Genomic DNA, 21,952 nt, shown 5'->3' with positions numbered 1-21,952 from the left:
TCAGATGACGGGGTCGTCGATCCGTTCGTGCAGCCAGGCGATCACCTGGCCCCAGGCGAGTGCGGCGAACGACCATGTGTGCGAACCGACTTCGTAGCGCTCGGTGACGGTGACACCCACGGACCGGGCGACCTGGGCGAGTTGCTTCGCCGCGGTGATCTGCGGCGAGTGGAGCTGGCCGTCACGGCCGCGCCGCCCCTCGGAGATGAACCATCCCGCGACGCCGTCGTACGGACCGTGCGCACGCATGACGGTCGTCGGGTCGAACTGGTTCCACGCCTCTGCGTCGCCGCCGTACAGGGCCTTGATCGTCGACTGCTTGTCGCCGACGTTCGGTCCGATGTCGCCCGAGATGTCGACGAACGTCGCGAAGTCGTCGGGATGGCGGACGACCAGGTCGATCGCGCAGGTGCCCCCCATCGACCAGCCGACGACGGCCCAGTTGCGTGCATGCGGAGACGCCCCGAAGCGACTGATCACGTAGGGCCGCACCTCGTCGGTGATGTGGGTGTCGACGTTGCCGCGGGGCCCGTCGACGCATTCGGTGTCGTTCGTGAGGTTCCCCGACGGGTCGACCAGCACGAGGATCGGTGCCACGCCGTGGTGGTCGCGGGCGTAGGCGTCGACGGTCTGCAACGCCTCGCCGCTGCGGACCCAGTCCTCCGGTGTGTTGATGACCCCGCCGATCATCACCACGGCCGGCAATGCGGGGGGTTCGGCGCCCACGAACCACGCCGGCGGGAGGTAGACGTACTCGGTGCGTGCACGAAAGCCGCTGAGGCGGTTCGGCACGTCGATCGGCACGATCCGTCCCTGCTTCGCCGCGGCGGGGGAGTTGCGGAAGGTGTTCAGCCGATCGGGTGTCGTCTCGTGCGGCAGCGGGTCGTTCGCGATGCCGGCCCAGGCGCGACTGAAGGTGGGGTAGTACCCCGACCACTGGTTGACGCTCAGCGCGAGACAGAACACGCACAGCAGCACCGCGACGACGGTCACGCCGTTCTGCCACCACCGCGCGGTCCGCACGCCGATCACGGCCGCAACGACGAGTCCGACGGCCACCGCGGTCCACACCCAGAACGAGGTGGGCGCAGACCCGGGTTGCAGCCCCCGGGCGTCGAGGACACCGAAGAGCGTCACCGCCGCGATCGCGCCGGCCACGGCGCCGATCGGCAGCCAGAAGACACCCCACCGCTTGGACCGCCGGAGGACCGCCGCCAGCACCAGCAGCGCCGTGATCACCGAGACGGCGATCGGGAACCAGCCGTGCAGCAGCCGGACGTCGAAGAGGGACCCTCCCGTGTGCGGGATGTAGGTCCATCCCGGGTTCACGGTGACACCGGACCGCGGACCGGAGGCGACGCGTCGTCGGCCACGCCGGTGCCGACGCGGTCCAGTGCGGCGCCGACGAAGTCGAGTGCGGCGCGCTGCCAGTCGAGGACGTGATCGAGCATGGCGTGACCGCCGTCGGCCACGGGGACATACGTGGCGTCGAGACCGCGCGCCCGGAGTTCGCCGACGCCCTTCTCCGTCCGGGTGGCGTAGGTGCGGGTGTCGGCGGTGCCGTGCATCGCGACGACGCGCACCCCGTCGTGGATGAGCCGCCAGTCCGCGTGCTGCCACCACGGCGCCAACGCCAACACCCCGTGTACCCGCGGATCGGCCGCGAGGTGCGCGGCGACCCGTCCGCCCATCGAGTGGCCGACGAGATGGACGGGGACACCCGGCGCACTCGCGGCGAGGCGGTCGAGGGCCTCCCGGGCGGGGACGAGGGGGTCGGCGTCGTCGTTCCAGCCGTAGAAGCGGTAGGCGACCTGGCGGACGCGGACACGACGGCCGAAGCGGATCGCCATGCTCGCGGTGAACGGATACATGCGCAGCGCCGACGGCGATCGCCACGAGAACGGTGCGCGACTGACGTCCGTGCCACCCGGCAGGACCAGCACGAGTGCCGACGGTGCGTGCGACATCACGACGTTCTCCTCTCCCTGCCGGGCGGTCCGTGTCCGGTCTGTCGAGACTAATGCCGGTCCGATTTGGCAGAATCGCAGCGGTGGCGCACCCCCGAGCCGGACAACCGGCACTCCCAGAGGATCTCGTCGACATCGCGGCGCTCGAGGATGCGTACTACTCCACGGTTCCCGATCCCGACGATCCCGTCCAGCAGGTCGTGTTCGGGACGTCCGGGCACCGCGGGTCGAGCCTCGACGGCGCCTTCACCGAGGCGCACATCATCGCCACGACGGCGGCGATCGTCGAGCACCGGCGCGGTGCCGGGATCACCGGCCCGTTGTTCATCGGCTTCGACACCCATGCCCTGTCTCGACCTGCGTGGCGGACCGCCGTCGAGGTCCTCGTCGCGGCCGGTGTGACCGTCGCGATCGACGAGATGGAGCGGCACACCCCGACCCCCGCCGTCAGCCACGCCATCCTCGTGCACAACGCGGCGAACGACGACCGCGCCGACGGGATCGTCGTCACCCCGTCGCACAACCCGCCGCGGGACGGCGGGTTCAAGTACAACCCGCCGGACGGCGGCCCCGCCGGGTCCGACATCACCTCGGCGATCGCGATCCGCGCCAACGAACTCCTGCGCTCCGGCGTCGGTGCGGTGGCGCGGGTGCCGTTCGAGCGGGCGATCACCGACGACCTCGTCATCCGGTACCCGTTCAGCACCACCTACGTCGACAGCCTGTCGCAGGTGCTCGACATGGAGGCCATCCGATCCTCCGGCGTCCGGATCGGCGCCGACCCGCTCGGCGGTGCCTCGGTGGGCTACTGGGCCGAGATCGGTTTCATGTACAACCTGGCGAATCTGACCGTGGTCAACCCCACCGTCGACCCCCAGTTCGGGTTCATGACCCTCGACACCGACGGCAAGATCCGGATGGACTGCTCGTCGCCGAACGCGATGGCGTCTCTCATCGCGGCGCGCGACTCCTACGACATCGCGACCGGCAACGACGCCGACGCCGACCGGCACGGGATCGTCACGCCCGACGCCGGTCTGATGAACCCGAACCACTTCCTCGCCGTCGCCATCGACTACCTGTTCACCCACCGGCCCGGCTGGGGTGCGTCCGCCGCCGTCGGCAAGACGTTGGTGAGTTCGTCGATCATCGACCGGGTCGTCGCGGCCCTCGGTCGCCGGCTGATCGAGGTGCCCGTCGGGTTCAAGTGGTTCGTCCCCGGACTGCTGTCGGGCGACATCGCGTTCGGCGGTGAGGAGAGCGCGGGGGCGTCGTTCCTGCAGCGCGACGGATCGGTGTGGTCCACCGACAAGGACGGCATCATCATGGCGCTGCTCGCCGCCGAGATCCTGGCGGTGACCGGTCGGTCCCCGTCGCAGCACTACGCCGACCTCGTCGAGCGCTTCGGTGACCCCGTCTACGCCCGCCGGGACGCACCGGCGTCGCGGGAGCAGAAGGCGGTGCTCGCGAAGCTGTCCGCGTCGCAGGTGACCGCCGACACGCTCGGTGGTGCACCGATCACCGCGGTCCTCACCGAAGCGCCCGGCAACGGTGCACCCATCGGTGGCCTGAAGGTCGTCACCGACGACGCCTGGTTCGCCGCCCGCCCGTCGGGCACCGAGGACCTCTACAAGATCTACGCGGAGTCGATGAAGGGCGCCGACCATCTCGCCACGGTCCAGGACGAGGCGCAGGCGCTGGTCGACGCCGCTCTGCAGGGCTGATCGACGGCGCGTACCCTCAGGCGGTTCTCAGTCGGGCGGGGTTACCGTATCGGGCGTGAGCGAATCCCGTCGTCCCCGCGTGAGCGCGAAGTATCAGCCCAGTCGCACCTCGAGCCGGGCCACCTACCTCCTCGCCGGGGTCGCGATCGTCGTCATCGCCGTCGTCGTCATCGGCGGGATCATCTGGAACAGTCAGCGCACCAAGGGCAGTGCCGATCAGGCGGTCCTCGCGGAGAACGCGAGTCTGATCATCGGCAAGGCCGACGCCCCGCACACCATCGACGTGTTCGAGGATTTCCAGTGTCCGTACTGCAAGGAGTTCGAACAGGCATCCGGACAGGCGATGGTGAACGCCGCGAATGCGGGGAAGTTGCGCGTCCGGTATCACATCCTCAATTTCCTGGACCGCAACTCGGGATCGGGTGACTATTCGTCGCGAGCCGCGGGAGCGGCACTCTGTGTCGCGCAGGCGGGTGGTGCCGATCAGTTCCTGAAGTACCACACCGAATTGTTCGCCAAGCAGCCCGAGGAGGGTGGCGACGACCCCGACAACGCCGAACTGGCGGCGATGGCCGGATCGGTCGGGGCGTCACCGCAGACGCAGCAGTGCATCTCCTCCGGGGCCCGCGTCGACGCGGCGAAGGCCGATGCGAAGCAGTCGCTGACCCAGCTCAGCAAGGCGCTGGGCGGGCAGGCCGGCACCCCCACCGTTCTCAGCGAGGGCAAGCCCGTCCCGAACGTGCTGGCCGGTCCGGGCTGGCTGACCACCCTGCTGTCGGACAACTCCTCGAGCTGATCCGGGGATTTGGTCGCCGTCGAAGCGGTGGTGTAATTTCGGTCGGGTCGCCGCGAGGCGTACGGGGCTATGGCGCAGCTGGTAGCGCACCACACTGGCAGTGTGGGGGTCAGGGGTTCGAGTCCCCTTAGCTCCACCCACACCACGACGGCCGGTTCTCGAGGATCTCGAGAACCGGCCGTCGTCGTCTGTCCGGGCTGCGTGCGTCAGTGCGCGGCTTCGAACGCCTCCACGACCTCGATCGGGATCCGGCCGCGGTTGCTGACGGTGAAACCGTTGTTGTTCGCCCAGTCGCGCATGGCCTGGGTCTGCTCCTTCGAGCGGGTACCGCCGTTGCCGTTGGCCGCAGCGCGGCGGGCTCCTCGTCGACCGTTGACCGCGCGCGACGCCTCGACGTACTTCTCCAACGAATCGCGGAACTGCTGCGCGTGCTTCGGGGAGGTGTCGAACTCGTACTGCTTCCCGTCGAGAGACCAACGGACGGTTTCGAACTCCTCGAGCACCTTCCCGTCGATGTCGTCGATGAATTGCACGATCTGCTTTTTGGCCATGTGTGTACCAATTCCCTTCTTGACAGCTCGGACTGCTCGGGACAAAACATTAGATGACGATCAAGAATAGGGCAATCATGTCTGATCAATGACGCACCGTGTCGCATGAAAAATGTCCGAGAAAAGCGTTCGTCGACGTCTCCACATATGTACAGGAATGTGTCAGACGAATCGTTCGGTGCGCCACTTGCAGTCGTCATACGGCATGCGGTGTGTCGTACGCGACTTTGCGCGAGTCCCGAGAAGTCGGTGTCGTCGCGTACGCTGAACGCAGATCATCTCCGCCCGCGATCTCATGTCGGGCGATGCGCGTCATCGGTGGCGCGCCGGAAAGGCTTTCTCATCATGACGACAGATTTCTCTGCTCTCGGCGTGCCCGCACCGCTCGTGTCGGTACTCGCCGCCGAGGGGAAGACACAGGCATTCCCCATCCAGGCCGACACCCTCCCGGACTCCCTCGCGGGCCGGGACGTGCTCGGGCGTGGCCGCACCGGGTCGGGCAAGACGCTCGCCTTCGCCATCCCGCTCGTCGCCCGCATCGCCGCCGACGGCGCGGCTCCCGTCCGTCGGCGTGGGCGCCCCCGGGCGTTGGTGCTCGCACCCACCCGCGAGCTGGCCACCCAGATCGCCGCGGTCATCGACCCGCTCGCGAGCGCGGTCGGACTCCGCACCACGACCATCTTCGGTGGCGTGAACCAGAAGCGTCAGGTCGACGCCCTGCAGGGCGGGGTCGACGTCGTCGTCGCCTGCCCGGGTCGGCTCGAGGACCTCATGGGCCAGGGCCACCTCACCCTCGACGACATCGAGATCACCGTGATCGACGAGGCCGACCACATGGCCGACCTCGGGTTCCTCCCGGTGGTCACCCGGATCCTGGGCCGCACCCCGCGCGGCAGCCAGCGGTTGCTGTTCTCGGCGACCCTCGACAACGGTGTCGACGCACTGGTGAAGCGGTTCCTGCAGAACCCGGTGTCGCACTCGGTGGACGAGGCCCACTCGCCCGTCGAGGCCATGACCCACCACGTCTTCCAGGTCGCCGACACCGGCACCAAGACCGATGTGGTCGAGGCCCTCGCCGGCGGCACCGGTCGCCGCATCCTCTTCATGCGCACCAAGCACCAGGCCAAGAAGCTCGCGAAGAAGCTCACCGCGTCGGGTATCCCGGCCGTCGACCTGCACGGCAACCTGTCGCAGGCAGCTCGGGACCGCAACCTCGCCGCATTCGGCGACGGCAGTGTGCGCGTCCTCGTCGCCACCGACGTGGCCGCCCGCGGTGTCCACGTCGACGACGTCGAGCTCGTCATCCACGTCGACCCGCCTGCCGAGCACAAGGCCTACCTGCACCGCTCCGGGCGCACGGCCCGCGCGGGCGCCTCCGGCGACGTCGTCACCATCGCCCTGCCCGAACAGCGCAGCGACCTGACCAAACTGCTGCGTCGCGCCGGGATCCGGGTCGACATCACACCGGTCACCGCGGGTTCGGCCGTCCTGGCCGACCTCGTCGGCGAACAGGCGGAGCGCATCGCGCCGCCGCCGGTCACGCAGGTCCACACCCAGTCGCGTCCGGCCTCGGGCGGGGCCTCCCGCGCACCCGGCCGCCGACGAGGCGGACGTGGCGGCTCAGCACGCGCGGGCGCCGGCACGGGACGTTCCGCCGGTGCGGGACGCTCGGGCGGTTCGGGTCGCTCCGGCGCCGCCGGGGGTTCCGGTCGGACCGGCGGAGCCGGTCGGGGTCGGAGCCAGTCGTCGGGCCGGTCCCGCACGGCCTGATCGCCCGGCGCCGCGCCGATCAGCGGGTGGCGGCCACCGCGAAGATCAGGACGATCAACAGCGCGAGCAGCGCCAGGATCATCAACGCGACACCGACCCATCCGAGGATGCGTCCGGCGATCGCCATCTGACGTCCGTCCTGCGTGCCGCGCGACTCGTCGATCTCGGCGAGCGCGAGGTTGCCGAGGATGACGGCGGGGATCCCGAGGAACAGCAGACACGTCACCAGTCCGGCGATTCCGCAGACCAACGCACCGATCGCCTTCCCGTTGGTCTGGCGGACCATCGGGTAGGCGTACGGCGGTGGCTGCGGTGCGCCGTACGGCGGCTGACCGCCGAAGGGCGGCTCCTTCCCGAACCCGGGCTCCTGCCCGTGGGGAGGCTGCTGACCATACGGCTGTTCCTGGCCATACGGGGGTTGTGTCATGGCGGCGAGCTTAGCGGCGACAGAGGGTTCGTATCCTGGCTGCGTGTCCCAGTCGAAGATCGTGCTCTTCTACGTCTTCGCCCCGCTGCCGGACCCCGAGGCGCTCCGTCTCTGGCAGCACACGCTGTGTGCGTCGCTGGGGTTGCGGGGTCGTGTCGTGCTGGCGCCGCACGGGATCAACGCGACGGTCGGTGGTGACATCCGCGCGGTGAAGCGGTACGTCCGCTCGACCCGGGAGTACCCGGCGTTCGCCCCCGCCGACGTCACGTGGTCCGACGGAGGTGCCGAGGACTTCCCGCGACTGTCGGTCCGGGTGCGGCCCGAGATCGTCACGTTCGGCAGGCCCGATCTCGTCGTCGACGACGACGGTGTCGTCGGGGGAGGTGTGCGACTCGATCCCGACGCCCTGCACGCTCTCGTCGACGCCCGCGGCGACGACGTCGTCTTCTTCGACGGCCGCAACGAGATCGAGTCGCGTGTCGGGCACATGCGCGGTGCGGTCCGCCCACCGGCGAGGGTGACGACCGACCTGACCGCGATGCTCGACGCCGGCGACTTCGACCATCTCCGCGACCGTCCCGTGGTCACCTACTGCACCGGCGGCGTCCGGTGTGAGGTGCTCAGCGCGCTGATGATCCAGCGGGGGTTCTCCGAGGTGTACCAACTCGACGGCGGGATCGCCCGCTACGGAGACCATCTCGGCGACCGCGGGTTGTGGCAGGGCTCGCTGTACGTGTTCGACCGCCGCACCACCGTGCGGTTCTCCGCCGACGCCGCCGTCGTCGGCACCTGTGATCGCTGCGGTGCGCCGGGTGACACCGTCGTCGACGTGTCCGCCGAGGATCGCCATCAGGCGGTCCGGTGCCCGTCCTGCGCCGCCGCAGGCGGGCCGGCATGAGGCCGCCGGTGCCGGTCGTGGTGCTCTCGGGGTTCCTCGGCGCCGGCAAGACGACCATGGTCAACCACCTCCTGCGATCCGGGTCGCGTGCGCGGATCGGGGTGGTGGTCAACGACTTCGGGGCGGTGTCGGTGGATGCGCTGCTCGTCGCGGGGTCGGTCGACGGCGCCGTGCGGTTGGGCAACGGGTGCATCTGCTGCACGGCCGACGCCGACACGCTGGGCGAGGTGCTCGCGGGTCTGGTGTCACCGTCGTCCGCGCTCGACGCGATCGTCGTCGAGACGAGCGGTCTGGCCGAACCCGTCGCCGTCGTGCGGATGATCACCGCCTCCGCCGACCCACGGATCGCCTACGGCGGCCTGGTCTATGTCGTCGACGCGGAGAACATCGACGCGATCCGCCCCGACCATCCCGAGATCGATCGGCATGTCGCCGTCGCCGACCTGGTCGCGATCAGCAAGGTCGACCGCGTCGACGACGCTCGCCGGGAGGCGGTCGTCGCCCACGTCCGGTCGCTGAACCCGACCGCCGCGGTGACCCAGGTCGTCGACGGGCGGGTGGATCCGGCGCTGCTGCTCGACATCCCCGACGAGCGCGTCGACAGCGGACCGCGTCAGCTCGAGCTCGCCGACCTCCTCGTCGCGGACGACGGCTGCCACGACCACGACCACCGCCACGCCCACGACCGCTACGAGTCGCTGGCACTGGTCGACGCCCGACCGCTGCACCCACGGCGTCTCGCGGCGTTGCTGGAACGGCCGCCGTCCGGCGCGTACCGGATCAAGGGAGTCGTGCGCCTCGGTGGTCCGGGACATCGCGCGCCGATCGTGGTGCATGCGGTCGGCGGCTTCGTCGACGCCACACCGCATCGGGGTGCCGCCGGGGCGGGGGAGCTGGTCGTCATCGGGGCCGGGATGGACGTCGATGCGGTGCGCTCCGTACTCGACGACCTCCCCGTCCGAGACGACGAGACGGTCGACGCCCGGGCCGCGATCGCCGTGACCCGTCACCTGCGCACGACGGCGGGTGCACCACGATGAGCGGCGCCATACCGGATCGCCGGGAACTGTGCCGCGCTGTCCTCGATCTCCTCGCGCAGCGGGCGCCGACGTCGTCGATCTGTCCGTCCGACGTCGCACGGCGGCTGAATCCCGACGACTGGCGGCCCCTGATGGAGCCGGTCCGGGAGGCGGCACGTGAGCTGGTCGCCTCGGGCGACGTCGAGATCACCCAGCACGGCGAGGTGGTGGATCCCGACACGATCCGCGGACCGATCCGCATCCGTCTGCCGCGCGGCACGGACTGATCACCCGAGGGTCACGGGCCCATCACGACACGCCGCAGACGTCAACGATCTCACCGGTGTGTCGACGCAATTTTTTGCGCTGGCAGTCACCTCGTGTGACAGTTGTGACTGCAGTGGCCTGTGAGGCCACCTGCGTTGCTGCCCTGAGTGTTCCTCGAGTGCCGAAAGAGATGCGATGACCAGCACACGCCTCCGCCGCCGGATCGTCTCGTCGGTCGCCGGCGCCGCCGCGGTCGTGATCGCGGCCGGTGCCGTCACCGTTCCCGCGGTGTCGGCCGCCCCCGCGACGCCTGCCGCCCCCGCGCCGGCCCCCGAGAAGAAGGACGCACTCGCCGGCCGCACCGTGTTCCTCGATCCCGGCCATCAGGGTTCGGCAGCCGGACACGACCTGCGCAAGCAGGTCCCGGACGGCCGCGGCGGGACGAAGGACTGCCAGACGACCGGCGCGGTCGGCGTGAACAAGGCGGCCGAGCACACGGTCAACTGGGACGTCGTGCAGTTGGTGAAGGCCGGCCTGGAGAGCCAGGGCGCCAAGGTCGTGCTGAGCCGTCCCGACGACACCGGGTGGGGCGGGTGCGTCGACGAGCGTGCGGCCGCCGCCAACGCCTCGAAGGCCGACATCGCGGTGAGCGTCCACGCGGACTCGACGTCGCCCGGCGCGGACCCGGTGAAGAAGGGTTTCCACATCATCGTCCCGCAGCTGCCCGTGCCCGACGTCGCCGTCACACGGGTCGCGTCGACCACGGGCAAGGTCGCCTCGAACCAGATGCGTGACTCGTTCAAGGCCGCCGGGTTCCCGCCCGCCAACTACGCCGGCGTCGTCGACGGGATCCAGACCCGGTCCGACATCGCCGCGGTCAACCTGACCCGCGTGCCCGAGGTCTTCGTCGAGATGGGCAACCTCTCGAACCCGGCCGAGGCCGACCAGCTCGCGAGCAAGAGCGGACAGGTCAAGTACGCGGTCGCGCTCATCGACGGCATCGTCAAGTACCTCATGGCGACGCCGGCCTCGACGGCCCTGAGCCCCAGCCTGCCGCAGGGCAGCCAGAACCCGCCGACCGGCGAGACTCCGCCGACGACGTCCAACCCGCTCGACCTCTCGGGCCTGCAGGCGGTACTGCCGCTGCTCACCCAGGTCCTGCAGAGCAAGGACCCGTCGTCGGTCCTCGCGCTCATCCAGGGTCAGGGGTCCGACGCCGCGTCGGACATCCTGAAATCGGTCCTTTCGGTCGTCTACACAGCCTTTGGTGGCAAACTGCCCATCTGAGCGACCTCGAGGGAAGGGACCCCGCCGGATGGGTGTGCGCGACCTGGTGTTCATGCGACCGCCCGTCCCCGACCTCACCGGTCGGTCGGTGTTCGTCACCGGCGCGGCGGGCGGCATCGGACGTGCCCTCGCAGTCGCCGCGGCCGCGGCCGGGGCTCGTGTGGCGATCACCGACATCGACGGTGCCGGACTCGCCGAGACCGAGAACCTGATCGCCGGGTCCGGAGGGACCGTCCTCGACGCGTCGGTCGGCGACATCACCGATCACGACTGGGTCGACGCACTCGCCGCCCGGATCATCGCGGCGCACGGCGTGGTCGACGTCGTCTGCAACGTCGCCGGGGTGTCGGCCTGGGGGACCGTCGAGAACCTCAGCCACGAGACGTGGCGACGCATGATCGAGGTCAACCTCATGGGTCCGATCCACGTGATCGAGGCGTTCGTGCCGCCGATGGTGGAGCGCGGCGGCCGTGGCCATCTGGTCAACGTCTCCTCGGCGGCGGGACTGCTCGCGTTCCCCTGGCACGCCGCGTACAGCGCGAGCAAGTTCGGCATCCGCGGGGTGTCGGAGGTGCTCCGGTTCGACCTCCGACGCCACCGGATCGGGGTCTCCCTGGTGGTGCCCGGCGCGGTCGCCACCCCCCTGGTCGGCACCGTGGACATCGCCGGGATCGACCGCGATCACCCTGTCGTCCGAAAGGCCGTGGAGCAGTTCGAGTCCCGGGCGGTGTCCCCTGAGCATGTCGCCGACGCGATCCTCGCGGGCATACGGCGCAACCGGTTCCTCGTCTACACCTCGATCGACATCCGTGTCGCCTGGTGGTTCGCGCGGAAGTTCGCCCTGCCCTACGAGATCGTGATGCGGATCGGCAACGACCGCTTCGATCGCCTCGCGCGTATCAGTCGCGCCACCAGTCGTCGAACGGGGTGACCGGCACCGTGCGCTTGTGACGGGTACGGGTGAACAGCGACTCGATCCGCTCGGCGACCTCGTCGTCGACGTCCTCGCCCTCGAGGTAGCTGTCGATCTGGGCGTAGGTGACGCCGAGTGCCTCCTCGTCCGGCAGCGCCGGACGGTCGTCTTCGAGGTCGGCCGTCGGCACCTTGCTGGTCACCGACTCGGGGGCGCCGAGATGGCGCAGGATCGCGGCGCCCTGCCGTTTCGTCAGACCGGTCAACGGGGTCAGGTCGACGCCGCCGTCGCCGTACTTGGTGAAGAATCCCGAGACCGCCTCTGCGGCATGGTCGGTGCCGACGACGAGCATCTGCAGCTGACCGGCGATGGCGTACTGCAGGATCATCCGCTCCCGCGCCTTGACGTTGCCGCGGACGAAGTCGCTGGGACGTTCACCCAGTGCGTCGCCGACGACGTCGACGGTCGCGTCGGCCCCGGGCCTGACGTTGGTGACGACCGACCGGTCGGGACCGATGAACCGCAGCGCGATCTGGGCGTCGTCCTCGTCGGCCTGCGTGCCGTAGGGGAGCCGTACGGCGACGAACTGCGCGTCGCCGCCGTCGGCGCGAATCTCTGAGACCGCCTGCTGGCAGAGGTGTCCCGTCAGGGTGCTGTCCTGTCCGCCGCTGATCCCCAGCACGAAGCCGGCCGCCCCGGTGGCACGGAGGTAGTCCTTGAGGAAGTCGACGCGACGCCGGACCTCGGCGGCGGGATCGATCTCCGGGGTCACGTCGAGCTCGGCGATGATGGCCTTCTGCAGAGGACGCATCTCACGATGGTAGCGACGGGTGCCGATGTCGCGCAGTGGGAGAAGACCGGCAGGATCGGGGCATGACGGCAGACGTGCACCACAAGACGAGGCCGGGTGCGCCCCGGGATTTCTTCGCCGCGGAGGCGGCTGGGTTGCGGTGGCTCGCCGCGGCCGGGGCGCCGGTCGTCGAGGTCGTCGACGTCGGGGACGAGCACATCGACCTGCGCCGACTCGACAGCGCCGCACCCGACCGTGCGGCCGCCCACGCATTCGGCGAGGCACTCGCGCGGATGCATGCGGCGGGCGCCGACGCGTTCGGGTCACCGCCCGACGGGTTCGACGGGACGACCTTCATCGGCAGCCGCGCGCAGCCGTGTACCCCGGCGCCGACGTGGGGTCGGTTCTACGCCGAGCAGCGGGTGCTGCCGTTCGTCGGTGTGGCCGTCGACGCCGGCAACCTCGCCGAGGAGGACGCCGTCGTGGTCCGAGAGGTGTGCGGGCGCATCGCCGAGGGCGCCTTCGACGACGACGAGCCACCGGCCCGTCTGCACGGGGACCTGTGGAACGGCAACGTGATGTGGACGCCCGAGGGGGTCGTCATGATCGACCCCGCGGCCCACGGCGGGCACCGGGAGACCGACCTGGCGATGCTGGACCTGTTCGGGTGCCCACGCCTCGACGAGATCGTCGCGGCCTACGACGCCGAGTCGCCGTTGCGCACGGGGTGGCGGGAGCGGACGCCGTTGCACCAACTGCATCCGCTCGCTGTGCACGCCGCCGGACACGGACCGGGATACGGCCGTGCCCTGGGCGCGGCCGCGCGAGCGGTGCTGGAGCTGTGACCCGGCGGGGTCAGACGCCGCGGTAGCGCGCCCGGGGAGCCGACGGGATCTCGGTGGCCCGCTCGGTGGGGCGATAGGCGTCGGTGGACGGCCTGCGGGTCGGCGGTTCGGCGCGACGGGGCCGGTAGGCCTCCCGCGACCCGAGGCTCTCGCGGGCGATCACACCGGGTTCGGGCGCGCGGCGCATCTCGTCGGGGCGACGTGGCGTGCCCGATCGGCGCGGCGGCTCGGGGGTCCGCCGAGGCGGTTCCGACGCCCGGCGGGGTGATGGGTCGGCAGGGCGGCGGCGCGGCGGGTCGCCGGCAGCGGCACGTCGCCGCGGCGTCTCGGCCGCTGTGCGACGGGCTCCCTCGGCCGCGCGGCGTCGGGGTGTCTCGCCGGTGTCGCGACGGGGCGTCTCCCCCGTGTCACGTCGCGACGTCTCGCGGTCGTCACGACGGGAGGATGCGCGCCGGGTGCCTGTCGCGCGTTTCGCGGGCGCCGCGCGACGCCGGGTCCGCTGCGCCGTGGCGGTCGCGTCACCGCGGGTCAGATACCAGCGCGCCGCGCCGAGCAGGCCCACCACGACGAACGTCCACGCCATCACCGGGAACGTCTTCGCGATGGGCAGCATGACGTTGATGATCAGACCCCGGATGCCGGAGCTGCTGTCGGCCTCGAGGGAGTACAACGCCACCAGTGCGACGGCGAACGCGATGAGCGGGGGCTGGGTGATCGCCGTGAAGAGGGCCTTGCGACGCACCGCGAGAACCGCGGCGACGCAGCCCATGACGTACAGCACGCGGAACCACGTGGACAAGGCCCCGCTGCTGCCGCCGTCGATGAGCGCGCCCAGGGCGGTGGGCACGAGGGCGACGAGGACCGCGCCCCACCAGGGCACACCCCGGACCGTCGGCAGGACCGACTGACGACCCGTCGGTACGCCCGCACGGGCCTGGGGGGCGGAGAACACGGTCAGACCCTACCGGGTGTACCCCCGTTCGCCGGTGCACCGTGGCGGCTCACCCCGGTGGTGTCACACCCCGGACGCTGACGTCCACCGGCGCCGGTCGGTCGGTCGGGAGCCCTTCCGTACCGGCGTACGCGTCCAGCTCGCCGAGTGCACGGGCCGTCACCAGGACGCGGGACTGCATCGACGCCACCGTCGCGTTGTATGCGGTCACCGCCGAACCCAGGCTCACGCCCACGCGGTGGAAGTGGTCGGCCATGGTGGCCACGCGGTGGTGCAGCTCACGCCCGAGTCGGTGGATCTCCTCCGCGTCGCGGGCGACGGAGTCCTCCCGCCAGCTCAGCGCCACCGTCCGCAGCAGCGCCACCAACGTCGACGGGGTGGCCGGCACGATGTCGCGTCCGAACGCGAACTCCAGCAGGTCCGGATCGGCCCGGCAGGCGGCCTCCAGGATGGCGTCGCTGGGGATGAACAGGACGACGAACTGGGGGGAGCGCCGTACCTCCTGCCAGTACCCCTTCGCCGACAGTGCGACCACATGGGCCTTCACCGCCCGGGCGTGATCGACGAGCAACGCCGCCTCGAGGTCGGGGTCGTCGGTCGCGGCCGCGTCGAGGTAGGCGTGCAGCGGGACTTTGGCGTCCACCGCCACGTCGTGTCCGCCGGGCAGGTGGACCACGAGATCCGGGCGCTTGCCGGTCGACGTGCGCAGCTGAGGGGTGAAGTCGCAGTGTCTGCTCAGGCCCGCGGCCTCGACGGCGGCACGCAGGTGGACCTCACCCCACCGCCCGCGCAGGTGTGGCGTGTGCAGTGCGGACGCGAGCCTGCGTGCCTGGTCGCCGAGCTCGCTCGACGCCGCGCGCATCCCGTCGAGCTGGGCGGCCAGACCCGCGTCGGCGCTGATGCGTGCTCGGTCGACGCGGTGCATCTCCGCGGCGAGCCGGTCCAGCGTCTCGCGCACCGGCCCCAGCGCGTCACCGGAGACCCGGCGGTCGCGCAGGATCCAGCCGGCGACCGCGCCGAGCACCGCACACACCACACCCACGACGACGACGGTTGTGCTCATGGCCGCCAGGGTGCCGGACGGGTCCGACAACCCCGCCGACGAGCGCCCGGGGACCGCGTCAGGCGGCGCGGCGGGCGTGGTGCGTCTCGTGGGCCTGCAGGCGCCGCTTCAGTTCGATGCCGTACCGGAAGCCGCCCATCGACCCGTCCGAGCGCTGCACACGGTGGCAGGGCACGAACAGCGCGGCGGCGTTGCGCGAACATGCCTGTGCACCGACACGCCCCCCGTTCTCGTGCCCGAAGCGGGACGCGAAGTCGCGGTAGGAGACCGGCCGGCCCGGCTCGACGCGGCGGAGTTCGGCCCAGGCGGTCTCCAGGAAGGCGCCGTTGCTGCGTTGGGTGACCGCCACGGCGTCGAGTGCTGTCAGGTCTCCGTCGTCGTAGCGTCGCGCGGCCTCGACCGCGGCCGGGAGGTCACCGGGTGTGACGGCCTCCGGGCGGAGGCGGGGGTGCACGAGGGCGAGGAGTTCGTCGACGTCGCCGGTCCAGCCGGACGCGACGACGACGTCGTCGACCGCGACGATCGTGAACGGTTCGCCGAGGACGGTGGTCTGTGCGGTGATGCCTGTGGTGGTCATGGGGTCTCCTGCCCGGATCGTGGTGATGCTGTCGTGGAATCGGACGCACGCGACGGCGGATCGGTTCCATCGCCGTCCGGAGGCGGTGTCGTCGTCGGCCGGAGGAGGGGGACGCTCGGGGCGAGGGCGTGCCGCCACAGGTGCATCGACACGTAGCTGCGCCACGGCGCCCACCGGCCCGTGTCGGTGAGGTCGATGCCGAGTGCGTCGGCGTGACGTCGCAGCACGAGGTCGCCGTCGAGGAGGATGTCGGGGTCGCGCAGGACGCGCATCACGACGTAGTCGGCGGTCCAGCGCCCGATCCCGGGCTGCGCGAGCAGTGACGCGCGCAGCTCGCCGGCCTCCATGCCCGGATGCAGCGGCAGCGCACCCTCCGCCACGGTGCGGGCGACCCCGCAGATGGCGGCCACGCGGCGACGCGGTCCGCGCAGGACCTCGTGGCCGCGCTCGGCGATCGCCGCCGGGGTCGGGAACAGTCGGGTGACGGCCTGACCCGACGACGGATCCGTCCCGGTGTCGATCGGTTCCCCGAGCGTGTCGACGAGCCGCCCGACGTGGGTACGGGCCGCTGCCAGGCTGATCTGCTGACCGACCATCGTCCGGATGAGCGTCTCGAACCCGTCGACGGCGCCGGGGACCCGGATTCCCGGCCAGTCGGCGACGAGCGGACCGATCTCGGGGTCGTCGGCCAGAGCGGCGTCGACCGCCTCGGCGTCGGCGTCGAGGTCGAGCAGGCGGCGGAGCCGGGCGATCGCCGGGCCGAGGTCACGGAGGTCGCGCGCTCGGACGGCGCCCTCGACATGATCGGCGTGCAGCGTGGCCGACACGATCGCGTGCCCGTGGGGTGTGGTGACCGCGCGGTGGAATGTCGTGCCGTCGTGGTGTTCGAGCCCGTCGACGGCGTGCCCGGCCAGGAACCAGTCCAGCCACGCCGGTGCGAACGGCCGGCGCACGCCCAGTCGCAGGCGGATCGTCGTCCCGTCGTGGACGCCGGGGTCGCCGCCGCGTCGCCGCAGCGCCGTCGGTGACTCTGCGAACACCTCGCGGATGGTGTCGTTGAACTGGCGGATGCTGGCGAAGCCGGCGGCGAAGGCGATGTCGGACATCGGCATCGGGGTGCACTGGATGAGCAGCCGCGCGGTGGTGGCGCGGTTCGCCCGCGCCAGTGCCAGCGGCCCGGCACCGAGCTGCTCGGTGAGCACCCGCGTGACGTGGCGCGCGGAGTACCCCAGCGACTGCGCGAGCCCGTCGACGCCCGACCTGTCGACGACGCCGTCGCCGATGAGCCGCATCGCGCGCGACGCGAGGTCGTCGCGGACGTCCCACAGTGGTGAGCCGGGGACGGCGTCGGGGAGACAGCGACGGCACGCCCGGAAGCCGCGCTGCTGTGCCGCCGCCGCGGTGAGGACGAAGGCGACGTTGTCGCGGCGCGGACGGATCGCCGGACACGATGGGCGGCAGTAGATCCCGGTGGACGTGACGGTGACGAAGAACTGACCGTCGAACCGACGGTCGCGCGAGGCCAGCGCCCGGTAGCACCCGTCGTGGTCCAGTGCGATCGCGCCGCCGTCGGCCGTCAGCGCTGTCGGGGGTGCCGTCATGTCCTCCACGGTGCCAGTCGCGCCGGTCGTCCACCAGCGGGTTTCGGACACGACGATCCGCGTGCCCGCCGACCGGTCAGCAGCAGCGGGCGCCCGGGTTCGCGTCGGCGTCGGCGTGCCGGGCGCGCCAGTACTCCCGCTCGGACATCAGCGGTGTGCCGGGGTGATGTCGACGATGGTGGGCGACGTACCGCTGGTAGTGATTGTCCCCCATGACGTCCCCGACGTAGCGGCGGAGCGTCGAGAGACCGGTGCGGATCCCGGTCATGTCCGTCTCGCCCCCAACGGATCCCGGGTCTTCTCGTACTCACGCCACTGCTCGGCGACAGCCCGCTCGGCGGGTGTGGTGACCAGACCGCTCGGTGCGAACAGATGCGACGGCACCGGCTCCACCTCGGTCGTGGGGAGTCCGCCCGCCCGCACCGCGCGGATGCACACCCACAGCCCGACCGCGGCGACGATCAACACGAGCACCGCGAACACGATCGACAGGGTGCCCTGGATGAAGGTGTTGCGGATCACGGCGTCGATCTCCTCGGCGGTCTTCGCCGTCCTGAACGTCGTCTGTCCGGAATCGCGCGCGGCGACGAAATCACTGTGCTGCTGCCAGTACCCGATGGCCGGGTTGGAGGAGAAGATCTTCTGATACGACGCGGTCATCGTGACCGCGAGGTCCCAGACCAGCGGCACACCGGGGATCCACGCCCAGCGGAACATGCCCTTCTTCATCACCACCACGAGCACGACGGTCAGAGCGATCGCCGCGAGCAACTGGTTGGCGATGCCGAACAACGGGAACAGGGTGTTGATGCCGCCGAGTGGGTCGGTGACGCCCATCAGCAGGATCGATCCCCACCCGGCCACGACGATCAGCGTGCAGATCCAGGCGCCCACACGCCAGGACGGATCGGCGAAACGCTTGGCGCCCTTGATGTTGCTGAGTCCGTCGGACAGCATGAACCGCGCGACGCGGGTGCCGGCGTCGACCGTGGTGAGGATGAACAGCGCCTCGAACATGATCGCGAAGTGGTACCAGAACGAGCGCAGCGAATCGCCGCCGAACGCGCGTTGCAGTGTCTCGGACATGCCCATCGCGAGGGTGGGGGCACCGCCGGCCCGGGAGACCAGCGAGTCCTCGTCGACGCCGTCGGCGAACGCCTGCAGCTGTTCGGCCGACGTCGGAGGACCGGGGAGGCTGAGCTTGGTGTTCGTGTACTCGGCGGCAGTCTGCGCGGTGCCGCCGGTGACGGACTTCGGTGCGTTCATCGCGAAGTAGAGGTGCTGGTCGAGGATGCAGGCGGTGATGAGCGCCATGATGGCCACGAACGACTCGGTGAGCATGCCGCCGTAGCCGATCACCCGCGCCTGACCCTCCTTCTCGAGGAGCTTGGGCGTCGTGCCCGACGCGATCAGCGCATGGAACCCCGACAGCGCACCGCACGCGATGGTGATGAACAGGAACGGGAACAGCGATCCGGCGAACGCCGGCCCCTTGCCGTTGCCGGCGAATGCGCTGACGGCCGGCGCCTCCATGACGGGCCGGGCGATGAGGATCCCCACGGCGAGCAGCACGATCGTCCCGACCTTCATGAAGGTCGACAGATAGTCGCGCGGGGCGAGCACCAGCCACACGGGCAGGACCGCCGCGGCGAAGCCGTAGACGATGATCGCCCACGAGAGGAAGACGGGCGAGAGGGTGAACCAGTCCTTGCCCCATGACGTCTCGGCCACCCAGCCACCGGCGACGATCGCGAGGACGAGGAGCACGAATCCGATCGCCGACACCTCGGAGATGCGACCGGGACGCAGGTAGCGCAGGTAGACGCCCATGAACACGGCGATCGGGATGGTCATCGCGAGAGAGAAGACGCCCCAGGGGCTCTCGGCGAGGGCGTTGACGACCACGAGTCCGAGGACGGCGATGAGGATGATCATGATGACGAACACCGCGACGATGGCCGCGGTGCCGCCCACGGCGCCGAGCTCGTCGCGGGCCATCTGGCCCAGGCTGCGCCCGCGTCGTCGGGTGGAGATGGCCAGGACCAGGTAGTCCTGGACGGCGCCGGCGAAGACGACGCCGACGATGATCCAGATGGTGCCGGGGAGGTACCCCATCTGCGCCGCGAGCACGGGTCCGACGAGCGGCCCTGCGCCGGCGATCGCGGCGAAGTGGTGGCCGAACAGCACCCGCCGATCGGTCGGCATGTAGTCCTTGGCGTTGTCGAGCAACTCGGCGGGTGTCGCGTGGTCGTCGCGGGGGACGATCACCTTCGTCTCGATGAGCCGGGCGTAGAACCGGTACGCGATCACGTAGGTGCAGACGGCGGCCAGGACGAACCAGACGGCGTTCACCGACTCGCCGCGCACGATCGCGATCACGGCCCAGGACACGGCGCCCAGGAGTCCGATCGCGGCGAAGAGCAGTCGCTTGCCGACGGTCATGGGGGAGCGGTCGACGATGGCGACCGGAGGTGCGGCGGGGTCTGTCCGGACGAGCTCGATCTCGGGGTTGTCGAGGACGTCGCCGGAAGCATCCCTGGTGGCTGTCACGAGCGGGTCAACTCCTGTGCGGGCCGTGGGGTGTGCAGGGGCCGGATGTGGCCCGGGTCACTCTACATTCGGGGCGACCTGCACCGAATGCTGGATGAACGCGCGACTACGTGTCATTCTCGTAACGTGCGCGTAACACGGCGGAAGGAACGGGACATCCCGCTCTCGGAGTACCCGGGGTGGGCTGTCGACATCATGATGGGCCTCTACGGCGAGCGGCCGGTGGCCGACGCTATCGCGGCCGAGGGCCATCCCGGCGCGGCGGAACCCGCCGCCGTGGCCGACCTCGCGGCCGTCGAATCGGTGTTCGCCCGGGTGCGCTCGTTCCGGCGCGGCCGGATCAGACGGGACTGACCCGGAGCACCTTGTCCGCGCCGCCACCGTTGTCGGTGGTGACGAGCAGGGACCCGTCCGGCGCTGTCGTGAGCGACCGGAGTCGTCCCTCACGGCCGTCGAGCAGGTCGACACGATCGGTGGTCGTGCGGCCGTCGGGCGACAGACGCAACAGCATCAGTCGTTGGGCCTTGAGCGTGGCGACGGCGAGCATGCCGGAGTACTTCCCCCACGACGGACCGAGGACCTCGACGTCGGCGACGGCGAGCGTCGGGTCGCCCGACGACCACACCGCTCCCACCGCCGACGGGAACTTGCGGGTGTCCGTCATCGGCACGCTCTCGTCGTAGGCGCCGGTGCCCGTGTCGGGGTCCCACCCGTAGTTCGCCCCGGGCACCTCGAGGTTGACCTCGTCGTCGATCGTGGGCCCGTGCTCGGTCGTGTAGAGGCGATCGGTGCCGGGGAGGAACGTCATCCCCTGCGGGTTCCGGTGTCCGAAGGAGTGGATCGGGGTGCCCGGCACGGTGCCTGCCGCCGGGGATCCATCGGCGTTGATGTGCAACACCTTTCCGCCGAGCGACCCGAGATCCTGGGCGACGGTGGGGGATGCGGTGTCACCCGTCGAGACGAACAGCGACCCGTCGGGCGCGGGCAACACGCGGCAGCCGCTGTGGCGTCCACTGGCGTTGATCGGGATCCCGGTGAGGACGTCCTGCGCGCGCGTCATCGACGTCCAGTCCGGGGCCGCGGTCCACTGCACCAGACGCACGTCCCCCGCGGTGCTCGCGAAACACGTGTAGACGGATCGGCTGGTGGTGAAGTCGTTCGCGAGGGCCATGCCCATGAGCCCACCCTCGCCGCGTGCGCGGACGTCGCCGGTGTCCGCGCGGACCTGCTCGACGCGGCCGTCGCTGTGGCGCACCACGATCCGCCCCGATCGCTCACCCGTGACGACGTTCCCCGCCTTGTCGAGGACGACGTCCCAGGGGTGGTCGAGCTCGGTCATCACATCGGAGACACGCACGGAGTCGGCGGCGCCGGACGACGGCGAGGGACCCGATGGCGTGGTGGCCGCGGAATCCGGGTCACCGTCACCGCCCGAGCTGCACGCGGAGATGGTGAGGGCGGCGACGACCGCTGCCGCGACGGGGGAATACCGGGCGATCCGCGATCGGTTCACCTCTTCGACCGTACCAGCGGGAGAGCCTTTCCCGAGGGGGCGGCGAGTGTACCGTCGTCCGTACAGCCGAGAAGCGTTGCTGTGCCTTGACGACGTCCGCGACCAGCCGTGCGGCGACGCACGCGGCGAAGGAGCAGCGCATGGCCGACAAGAAGGACGAAGACCAGCCGCAGCTGAAGGATCCCGATCTCTACGAGGAACTCCGCGACGAGGGGAACTCGAAGGAGAAGGCGGCGCGGATCTCCAACGCGGCCGCCAATCGCGGCCGGTCCGAGGTCGGACACAAGGGCGGGACATCACCCTCGTACGAGGACTGGACCGTCGACGAGCTGAAGGATCGGGCCAAAGAGCTTGATCTGCACGGCTATTCGGACAAGAACAAGGACGAGCTGGTGGAGATGCTGCGCGACCGCTGAGTCGCCGCACCACCGGCACCACCCGC

Annotated in this window: 23 protein-coding genes and 1 tRNA gene; 12 read left to right on the top strand and 12 right to left on the bottom strand. The window is 70.6% G+C overall.

Annotation, left to right across the window (positions count from 1 at the left end; all coding sequences use genetic code 11):
• The gene (locus ACXVUM_RS01510) at window positions 1–1,329 is read right to left on the bottom strand and encodes an alpha/beta hydrolase (RefSeq protein WP_458520121.1); all 1,329 of its coding nucleotides are present in this window, start codon (window positions 1,327–1,329) and stop codon (window positions 1–3) included.
• Window positions 1,326–1,967 (bottom strand): alpha/beta fold hydrolase, encoded by a 642-nt coding sequence (locus ACXVUM_RS01505; RefSeq protein WP_458522750.1) that lies wholly within the window; start codon window positions 1,965–1,967, stop codon window positions 1,326–1,328. The genes ACXVUM_RS01510 and ACXVUM_RS01505 overlap by 4 nt, the downstream gene beginning before the upstream one ends.
• Window positions 1,968–2,050: 83 nt before the next feature.
• Here ACXVUM_RS01505 and pgm point away from each other — a divergent pair, with 83 nt between their 5' ends.
• From pgm to ACXVUM_RS01490, 3 genes are all read left to right on the top strand, one after another.
• Window positions 2,051–3,691, top strand: a complete 1,641-nt coding sequence (gene pgm / locus ACXVUM_RS01500) for a phosphoglucomutase (alpha-D-glucose-1,6-bisphosphate-dependent) (RefSeq protein ID WP_458520120.1) — start codon at window positions 2,051–2,053, stop codon at window positions 3,689–3,691.
• 55 nt (window positions 3,692–3,746) lie between these two features.
• Window positions 3,747–4,487: a DsbA family protein gene (locus ACXVUM_RS01495; protein WP_458520119.1), complete on the top strand. Its 741-nt coding sequence runs from the start codon at window positions 3,747–3,749 to the stop codon at window positions 4,485–4,487.
• Window positions 4,488–4,550: 63 nt separating this feature from the next.
• Window positions 4,551–4,623 (top strand) — tRNA-Ala (locus ACXVUM_RS01490).
• A 70-nt stretch (window positions 4,624–4,693) separates the two neighbouring features.
• On the opposite strand, the gene ACXVUM_RS01485 is transcribed toward ACXVUM_RS01490, so the two are convergent.
• A complete protein-coding gene (locus ACXVUM_RS01485; protein WP_458520118.1) occupies window positions 4,694–5,038 on the bottom strand; it encodes a histone-like nucleoid-structuring protein Lsr2 in 345 nt (114 codons plus the stop codon).
• A gap of 345 nt (window positions 5,039–5,383) precedes the next feature.
• Here ACXVUM_RS01485 and ACXVUM_RS01480 point away from each other — a divergent pair, with 345 nt between their 5' ends.
• Complete coding sequence (locus ACXVUM_RS01480; RefSeq protein WP_458520117.1) at window positions 5,384–6,808, top strand: DEAD/DEAH box helicase; 1,425 nt, start codon at window positions 5,384–5,386, stop codon at window positions 6,806–6,808.
• Between the two features lie 19 nt (window positions 6,809–6,827).
• On the opposite strand, the gene ACXVUM_RS01475 is transcribed toward ACXVUM_RS01480, so the two are convergent.
• Window positions 6,828–7,235, bottom strand: coding sequence for a DUF4190 domain-containing protein (locus ACXVUM_RS01475; protein ID WP_458520116.1), 408 nt, complete (start codon window positions 7,233–7,235; stop codon window positions 6,828–6,830).
• 43 nt (window positions 7,236–7,278) lie between these two features.
• Between ACXVUM_RS01475 and trhO the strand changes: the two genes are divergently transcribed.
• From trhO to ACXVUM_RS01450, 5 genes are all read left to right on the top strand, one after another.
• Complete coding sequence (gene trhO / locus ACXVUM_RS01470) at window positions 7,279–8,133, top strand: oxygen-dependent tRNA uridine(34) hydroxylase TrhO (protein WP_458520115.1); 855 nt, start codon at window positions 7,279–7,281, stop codon at window positions 8,131–8,133.
• Entirely contained in the window at window positions 8,130–9,173 is a 1,044-nt protein-coding gene (locus tag ACXVUM_RS01465; protein WP_458520114.1) for a CobW family GTP-binding protein, read from the top strand. Before trhO ends, ACXVUM_RS01465 begins: the two co-directional genes overlap by 4 nt.
• Window positions 9,170–9,439 carry a DUF3253 domain-containing protein gene (locus ACXVUM_RS01460; protein WP_458520113.1) on the top strand — a complete coding sequence of 90 codons (270 nt, stop codon included), beginning with the start codon at window positions 9,170–9,172 and terminating at the stop codon, window positions 9,437–9,439. Before ACXVUM_RS01465 ends, ACXVUM_RS01460 begins: the two co-directional genes overlap by 4 nt.
• Window positions 9,440–9,614: 175 nt before the next feature.
• Window positions 9,615–10,706: an N-acetylmuramoyl-L-alanine amidase gene (locus ACXVUM_RS01455; protein WP_458520112.1), complete on the top strand. Its 1,092-nt coding sequence runs from the start codon at window positions 9,615–9,617 to the stop codon at window positions 10,704–10,706.
• 28 nt (window positions 10,707–10,734) lie between these two features.
• Window positions 10,735–11,637: an SDR family oxidoreductase gene (locus ACXVUM_RS01450; protein WP_458520111.1), complete on the top strand. Its 903-nt coding sequence runs from the start codon at window positions 10,735–10,737 to the stop codon at window positions 11,635–11,637.
• On the opposite strand, the gene nadE is transcribed toward ACXVUM_RS01450, so the two are convergent.
• Complete coding sequence (gene nadE / locus ACXVUM_RS01445) at window positions 11,606–12,430, bottom strand: ammonia-dependent NAD(+) synthetase (RefSeq protein WP_458520110.1); 825 nt, start codon at window positions 12,428–12,430, stop codon at window positions 11,606–11,608. The two genes, ACXVUM_RS01450 and nadE, sit on opposite strands and share 32 nt — an antisense overlap.
• Window positions 12,431–12,492: 62 nt before the next feature.
• On the opposite strand from nadE, the gene ACXVUM_RS01440 reads away from it, so the two are divergent.
• On the top strand, window positions 12,493–13,254 hold the full coding sequence (locus ACXVUM_RS01440) for a fructosamine kinase family protein (protein ID WP_458520109.1): 762 nt from the start codon (window positions 12,493–12,495) through the stop codon (window positions 13,252–13,254).
• A gap of 10 nt (window positions 13,255–13,264) precedes the next feature.
• Here ACXVUM_RS01440 and ACXVUM_RS01435 read toward each other — a convergent pair whose 3' ends face one another.
• The 6 genes from ACXVUM_RS01435 to ACXVUM_RS01410 form a co-directional block, all read right to left on the bottom strand.
• Window positions 13,265–14,206, bottom strand: a complete 942-nt coding sequence (locus ACXVUM_RS01435; RefSeq protein ID WP_458520108.1) for a DUF6542 domain-containing protein — start codon at window positions 14,204–14,206, stop codon at window positions 13,265–13,267.
• Between the two features lie 49 nt (window positions 14,207–14,255).
• The gene (locus ACXVUM_RS01430) at window positions 14,256–15,269 is read right to left on the bottom strand and encodes a DNA recombination protein RmuC (RefSeq protein WP_458520107.1); all 1,014 of its coding nucleotides are present in this window, start codon (window positions 15,267–15,269) and stop codon (window positions 14,256–14,258) included.
• A gap of 58 nt (window positions 15,270–15,327) precedes the next feature.
• Window positions 15,328–15,846, bottom strand: coding sequence for a methylated-DNA--[protein]-cysteine S-methyltransferase (locus tag ACXVUM_RS01425; protein ID WP_458520106.1), 519 nt, complete (start codon window positions 15,844–15,846; stop codon window positions 15,328–15,330).
• Complete coding sequence (locus tag ACXVUM_RS01420; RefSeq protein ID WP_458520105.1) at window positions 15,843–17,447, bottom strand: DNA-3-methyladenine glycosylase 2 family protein; 1,605 nt, start codon at window positions 17,445–17,447, stop codon at window positions 15,843–15,845. The genes ACXVUM_RS01425 and ACXVUM_RS01420 overlap by 4 nt, the downstream gene beginning before the upstream one ends.
• A gap of 76 nt (window positions 17,448–17,523) precedes the next feature.
• A complete protein-coding gene (locus ACXVUM_RS01415) occupies window positions 17,524–17,715 on the bottom strand; it encodes a YbdD/YjiX family protein (protein ID WP_458520104.1) in 192 nt (63 codons plus the stop codon).
• Entirely contained in the window at window positions 17,712–19,997 is a 2,286-nt protein-coding gene (locus tag ACXVUM_RS01410; protein WP_458520103.1) for a carbon starvation CstA family protein, read from the bottom strand. The genes ACXVUM_RS01415 and ACXVUM_RS01410 overlap by 4 nt, the downstream gene beginning before the upstream one ends.
• Window positions 19,998–20,123: 126 nt before the next feature.
• Here ACXVUM_RS01410 and ACXVUM_RS01405 point away from each other — a divergent pair, with 126 nt between their 5' ends.
• Complete coding sequence (locus ACXVUM_RS01405) at window positions 20,124–20,351, top strand: hypothetical protein (RefSeq protein WP_458520102.1); 228 nt, start codon at window positions 20,124–20,126, stop codon at window positions 20,349–20,351.
• Here ACXVUM_RS01405 and ACXVUM_RS01400 read toward each other — a convergent pair.
• A complete protein-coding gene (locus tag ACXVUM_RS01400; protein WP_458520101.1) occupies window positions 20,338–21,510 on the bottom strand; it encodes a PQQ-dependent sugar dehydrogenase in 1,173 nt (390 codons plus the stop codon). The two genes, ACXVUM_RS01405 and ACXVUM_RS01400, sit on opposite strands and share 14 nt — an antisense overlap.
• Window positions 21,511–21,650: 140 nt before the next feature.
• Here ACXVUM_RS01400 and ACXVUM_RS01395 point away from each other — a divergent pair, with 140 nt between their 5' ends.
• Window positions 21,651–21,926 (top strand): DUF7218 family protein, encoded by a 276-nt coding sequence (locus tag ACXVUM_RS01395; RefSeq protein WP_458520100.1) that lies wholly within the window; start codon window positions 21,651–21,653, stop codon window positions 21,924–21,926.
• The last annotated feature ends 26 nt before the right edge of the window (window positions 21,927–21,952 follow it).

It is taken from the genome of Williamsia sp. SKLECPSW1, from assembly GCF_054332755.1.
This window is presented reverse-complemented; position numbering and strand designations above follow the sequence as displayed.